We start from the raw sequence: 3,986 nt of genomic DNA on the forward strand, positions 1-3,986 counted from the left end.
TGGTCGCCGCCGCCGGCGCCCTCGGCTTCGTCGCCCTCTCCGATCTGTGCCGCGAGATCGAGGCGGCCTGCCGGGAGGGCGGCGACCTTCCCGCCCTGATCCGCCGCCTCGTGACGCTGCGGACGGACACGCTCGGAACGATCCGGGCGCTGCGGGCGGCGTAGGGCCGAGGCGCGGGGAGATCCGCAGGCGCGGCGTCGCGGAGGCCGTCGGCGCCTTGCGTCCTTGCTCGAAAGAGCTATGGTTCTGCTCAAAGGAGCAGCCGCAATGCCGGAGACGACGGCCAAGGTGTCACTCAAGCGGAGGAATCCGCAGGGTGCGGGCGCACGGTCCGGCCCGCGTCCCTTCGCCTATCTCGATCTCTACCGTGCCTCCCCCTTCGACCGCATCGAAGTCATCAAGGCCGGCGTCCCAGCCAGGACGGTCAAGGGCTTCATCACCGAGCTGCGCCTCGACCAGCAGGTGATGTTCGATGCCCTCAACCTGAAGACGGCGACGGTGAACAAGAAGGCGGCCCGGGACGAGGCCCTCTCGGCCGAGGACAGCGAGCGCGTCGTCGGGCTCGCCAAGCTCGTCGGGCAGCTCGAGGCGATGATCGAGGAAGCCGGCGAGGCGAAGGATTTCGACGCGCCGGCGTGGCTGTCGCGCTGGCTGCGCGAGCCCCTGCCGGCTCTGGGCGGCGGCAAGCCGCTCGACCTCCTCGACACGATGGAAGGCCAAGCCCTGGTGTCGCGCGCGCTGGCCCAGATCCAGAGCGGAGCCTATGCGTGAGCCGATCGGTCTGGCGGATCGGCACCGACGCGAGGACCTACACCGCCGACGACCTGTCGGGGACCGGGGCCAAGCTCTCCGGCGGCCGGTGGAATGCCGTCGGGGTCGCCCTGGTCTACGCGGCGGGCAGCCGTGCCCTCGCCTGCCTCGAAACCTTCGTCCACCTCAATGCCGGCGGCCTGCCGCTGAACCGTTACCTCGTCGAGATCGAGGTGCCGGACGAGGTCTGGGCCGCGGCCGAGGTCGCGACGCCCGACACGCTGCCCGTCGGCTGGGATGCCGAACCGGCGGGCCTCGTCAGCCTGGCCTTCGGCACGGATTGGGCGAACGGCAACCGGTCGGCGCTCCTGCTCGTCCCCTCCGTCATCGTGCCGGAGGAGCAGAACGCTCTCATCAATCCCGCCCATCCCGACGCCGCGCGGATCACGGCCCGCAAGGTCCGGAAGTGGGTGTACGACCCGCGCCTCGACCGCGACCGGCTTCCGTTCGCGTGAGGGAGGCCGTTGCCCGCGCCGGGCACGTCTTGAGATCGCCGTCTGCCCGCGCCACCTGTCAGCGGTCCCGCTTCCCCGCCGAAGCCCGCCGCCAGAGCCCGCCTTGCCGCCCCTCTTCGACTACGCCGCGCAAGCGGGTTCCGCGATCAAGGCCTTCGCGGAAGCCTCCAGCGACCTGCTGATCCAGCCGACGCTGAGGCTCGGTGTCACCGGGCTCGCCCGCTCGGGCAAGACGGTGTTCACCACCGCCCTGATCCACCATCTCGTCGAGGGCCATGCGCTCCCCGCCTTCGAACCGGCGCAAGCCGGGCGCCTGCGCCGCGCGCGGCTCGTGCCCCAGCCCGACGACGACGTGCCGCGCTTCCCCTTCGAGGAGAACTTTTCGGCGCTCACCGAGGCGCGGCGCTGGCCGGGCTCGACCGACCGGATCAGCCAGTTCCGCCTCGCCATCGAGTACGAGCGCGCGGGCGGCTGGCGCTCGGGCCCGGCGACGCTGATGCTCGACGTGGTGGACTATCCCGGCGAGTGGCTGCTCGATCTGGCGCTCGTCGATCAGAGCTACGCGGCGTGGTCGCGCGCCACCATCGCCGGCACCCGCCGGGCCGGCCGGGCCGAGATCGCTGCGCCCTGGCTCGCGCTGATGCGGGAACTCGACCCGGCCGCGCCCCTCGACGAGGTGGTGGCCGAGCGTGCCGCCAACGCCTTCAAGACCTATCTCGCCGCGCTCCGCGCCGGCGCCGAATCCGTCGCCACGACCCCGCCGGGGCGCTTCCTGATGCCCGGCGACCTCGCCGGTTCGCCGATGCTGACCTTCGCCCCCCTCGACCGCCTCGAGGAGACGCAAGTCCCCGGCTGCCTCGGCGCGCTGATGGAGCGGCGGTTCGAGGCCTACAAGAGCAAGGTAGTGGAGCCGTTCTTCCGCGAGCATTTCCAGCGGGTCGACCGGCAGATCGTGCTGGTGGACGTGCTCTCGGCGGTCGATTCCGGCCCGGCGGCGCTGGCCGAGCTGGAGGAGGCGCTGGACGCGGTGCTGCTCGCCTTCCGGATCGGGCGCAACAGCCTGCTCTCGCGCTTCTTCGCGCCGCGGGCCGACCGGATCATGTTCGCGGCGACCAAGGCCGACCATCTCCACCAGTCGAGCCACGACCGGCTCGACGCGCTGCTGCGCCTGCTCGTCTCCCGCGCCATGCGCCGGACCGAGGCCGCGGGGGCGCGGGTCGGGACCGTGGCGCTCGCCTCGGTCCGCGCCACCCGCGAGACCACGGTGCATGACGGCGGCGCGGTGTTGCGCGCGGTCTCCGGTACGCCGGAGGCGGGCGAGCATGTCGGCGACGAGGTCTTCGACGGACTCTCGGAGGCCGCCGTCTTCCCCGGCGAGTTGCCGGCCGACCCGCAGGCGGTGCTCGACGGCGCGGTCCCGCCGGGCTCGTTCCGCTTCCCGCGCTTCCGCCCGCCCCCGGTCAAGCCCGACGCGCTCGGCCGGCCGGGCCACCTGCCGCAGATCCGGCTCGACCGGGCCATGCAGTTCCTGATCGGGGATCGGCTGACGTGACCAACCCGCAGCGCCCGCGCGCCTTCCGCATCCCCGCCGCCGACCAGCCCCCGCCGGAGGCCGCGACCGCGGAGGCTCCCCTCCCGCCGCGGCCGGACGTGCGCTTCGTCGACGAGCCCTACGAGATCGTGGACGCCGCCGACGGCGTCGCCGTGCCGGTGGCGCCCAAGCGCCGGGCGCCGTGGCTGTCGATCCTGCTCAGCGCGCTCGGCGGCCTCGTCACCATCGCCGTCGGGCTCTCGGTCGAGCGGCTGATCACGGACCTGTTCGCCACCGCGCCCTGGCTCGGCTGGGTCGCGCTGGCGCTGCTCGGTCTCGCCGCGATCGCGCTCACGGCGATCGTCGCCCGCGAGGCGCTGGGGGTCTGGCGCGAGCGCAAGATCGAGGCGCTGCGCGAGCGCGCCCTCGCGGCGCTCTCGACCCGCGACCACACGGGGGCGCAGGGCGTGGTGCAGGAGCTGCGCGGCTTCTACGCCGACCGGCCGGCGCTGGCGGCCGGCCTCCGCCGGCTCGACGCGGTGGGCGACGCGATCCTCGACGTGGACGACCGGCTGGCTCTCGCCGAGGGCGAGCTGCTGGTGCCTCTCGACCGGCAGGCCAAGGCGGCCATCGCCCAGGCCGCGAGCCAGGTCTCGGCCGTCACCGCGCTCAGCCCGCGGGCGATCGTCGACGTCGCCTTCGTGGTGTTCTCCGCCGCCCGGCTGCTGCGTCGGATCGCGGCGATCTACGGCGGGCGGCCCGGCCTGCTCGGTTTCCTGAGGCTCGCCCGGGCGGCGCTCGCCCACCTCACCGTCACCGGCGGCATGGCGGTGGGCGAGGGCATGCTGCACCAGGTGCTCGGCCTCGGGCTCGCCGCCCGCGTCTCGGCCAAGCTGGGCGAGGGCGTGCTCAACGGCCTGATGACCGCCCGCTTCGGCCTCGCGGCGCTCGCCGTCTGCCGTCCCCTCCCCTTCGTCCGGGCCACGCCGCCGACCGTCAACGACGTGGCTGGCCAGCTCTTTCGGGGCGGCGAGGACAAGGAGTAGCGGGCCTTCGTCATCGCGAGCGGCAGCGAAGTGATCCAGGGCGCGACCTTTCCGGAGATGGGGCGCCCTGGATCGCTTCGGCTTCGCCTCGCGATGACGGGGATCGAAGCGGCACCCCAAAACGGAAGCTCCCGCACCGGCCGG

The 3,986-nt window shown here is 73.5% G+C and carries 4 protein-coding genes; all 4 read left to right on the plus strand.

The annotated features are described in order from the left end of the window. Positions 1–267: 267 nt before the first annotated feature. The 4 genes from MFF42_RS21695 to MFF42_RS21710 all read left to right on the plus strand — a co-directional run bounded on the left by MFF42_RS21695 (position 268) and on the right by MFF42_RS21710 (position 3,842). Positions 268–771 carry an Xre family toxin-antitoxin system antitoxin gene (locus MFF42_RS21695; RefSeq protein ID WP_238257665.1) on the plus strand — a complete coding sequence of 168 codons (504 nt, stop codon included), beginning with the start codon at positions 268–270 and terminating at the stop codon, positions 769–771. After that, a complete protein-coding gene (parT, locus tag MFF42_RS21700; RefSeq protein ID WP_238257667.1) occupies positions 768–1,265 on the plus strand; it encodes a type II toxin-antitoxin system Prs ADP-ribosylating toxin ParT in 498 nt (165 codons plus the stop codon). Before MFF42_RS21695 ends, parT begins: the two co-directional genes overlap by 4 nt. 103 nt (positions 1,266–1,368) lie before the next feature. Beyond that, positions 1,369–2,817 carry a YcjX family GTP-binding protein gene (locus MFF42_RS21705; protein ID WP_238257668.1) on the plus strand — a complete coding sequence of 483 codons (1,449 nt, stop codon included), beginning with the start codon at positions 1,369–1,371 and terminating at the stop codon, positions 2,815–2,817. After that, positions 2,814–3,842, plus strand: coding sequence for a YcjF family protein (locus MFF42_RS21710; protein ID WP_238257669.1), 1,029 nt, complete (start codon positions 2,814–2,816; stop codon positions 3,840–3,842). The genes MFF42_RS21705 and MFF42_RS21710 overlap by 4 nt, the downstream gene beginning before the upstream one ends. Positions 3,843–3,986 lie beyond the last annotated feature (144 nt).

Origin of the sequence: Methylorubrum podarium (genome assembly GCF_022179745.1) — a bacterium.
GTDB classification, from domain to species: Bacteria; Pseudomonadota; Alphaproteobacteria; order Rhizobiales; family Beijerinckiaceae; genus Methylobacterium; species Methylobacterium podarium.